Origin of the sequence: Mesorhizobium sp. M7A.F.Ca.CA.002.15.2.1, from assembly GCF_003998715.1 — a bacterium.
Classification (GTDB): Bacteria; Pseudomonadota; Alphaproteobacteria; order Rhizobiales; family Rhizobiaceae; genus Mesorhizobium; species Mesorhizobium ciceri.
Window position 1 is genome coordinate 1 of the sequence record NZ_RZPI01000928.1, and the last position, 1,631, is coordinate 1,631.

1 protein-coding gene is annotated in these 1,631 nt (G+C 64.6%); it reads right to left on the reverse strand.

Going from position 1 to position 1,631, the window contains the following annotated elements; translation table 11 throughout:
* The coding region (locus ENZ74_RS31210; protein WP_164761364.1) for an IlvD/Edd family dehydratase at positions 1–1,542 on the reverse strand (1,542 nt) is incomplete at its 3' end.
* Between the last annotated feature and the right edge of the window lie 89 nt (positions 1,543–1,631).

Here is a 1,631-nt window from a genome sequence, read left to right on the forward strand (position 1 = left end):
CTGGTGCGCGACGTCGAGCTCGATGAGGTCGCCGTCGCGCACCAGCGCCAGCGCGCCGCCTGCGGCTGCTTCCGGCGCCACATGCAGAACCACGGTGCCGTAGGCGGTGCCGCTCATGCGCGCGTCCGAAATGCGCACCATGTCGGAGATGCCTAGCTTGAGCAGTTTGGCCGGCAGCGGCATGTTGCCGACCTCGGCCATTCCGGGATAACCGCGCGGCCCGCAGTTCTTCAGCACCATCACCGAGGTGGCGTCGATGTCCAACTCCGGATCGTCGATGCGGGCGTAGTAATGCTCGATGTTTTCGAACACCACCGCCTTGCCGCGATGCTGCATCAGCTCGGGCGTTGCCGCGGACGGCTTGATGACCGCGCCGTCAGGCGCCAGATTGCCGCGCAGGATCGAAATGCCGCCTTCCTTGGTCAGCGGCTGGCTCAGCGGCCGGATCACCTCGCTGTTGTAGTTCGGCGCGCCGTCGATCAATTCACCGATGGTCTTGGCGCTGACGGTCATGGCGTCGCGATGAAGAAGCCCCACTTCATCAAGCGACGCCATGACCGCAGCTAGCCCCCCGGCGTAGTAGAAATCTTCCATCAGGAACCGGCCCGACGGCATCAAATCGACAATAGTTGGAACGTCACGACCTAGGCGGTCCCAGTCTTCGAGGCTGAGATCGACACCGATCCGGTTGGCGATGGCGATCAGATGCAGCACCGCATTGGTCGAGCCACCGATCGCGCCGTTGACGCGAATGGCGTTCTCGAACGCTTGCCTGGTGAGGATCTCCGCGATCCTAACGTCCCTGCGCACCAGATCGACGATCTGGCGTCCGGCCATCTGGGCGAGCACGCCACGGCGCGAATCCACCGCCGGGATCGCGGCATTGTCCGGCATGCCGATGCCGAGCGCTTCGACCATGCTGGCCATGGTCGAGGCTGTGCCCATCGTCATGCAGCTGCCCGCCGATCGGCTTTGGCCCTGCTCGGCGGCGAGAAAGTCGGCAACCGGCATGCGGCCGGCTTTAACCTCCTCGGCGAATTTCCAGACATGGGTGCCCGAGCCGATATCCTGTCCGCGGAACTTGCCGTTGAGCATCGGCCCGCCGGAAACGGCGATGGTCGGCAGGTTGCACGACGCAGCCCCCATCAGCAGCGCCGGTGTGGTCTTGTCGCAACCGACCAGCAGGATGACGCCATCGATCGGATTGCCGCGGATGGACTCTTCGACATCCATGCTGACCAGATTGCGAAACAGCATGGCGGTGGGGCGCATGTTGCTCTCGCCCAGCGACATCACCGGGAATTCGAGCGGCAGGCCGCCGGCTTCATAGACGCCGCGCTTGACGTGGTCCGCCAGCGCCCGCAGGTGGGCATTGCACGGGGTCAATTCCGACCAGGTGTTGCAGATGCCGATCACCGGGCGGCCGTCGAAAGCGTCGGCGGGAATGCCCTGGTTCTTCATCCAGCTGCGGTGCATGAAGGCGTTCTTGCCCTCACCGCCGAACCAGGCCTCGGACCGCAGTTTGCGTTTGGTGTCGGTCACGATGTCTGTTCCCGTTCCTGGCGGCGCTTGTTGCGGTTTTCGACGCTGCGGCGCACGTCCTCCTCGGCATTGTCGATGAGGGCCAGCAG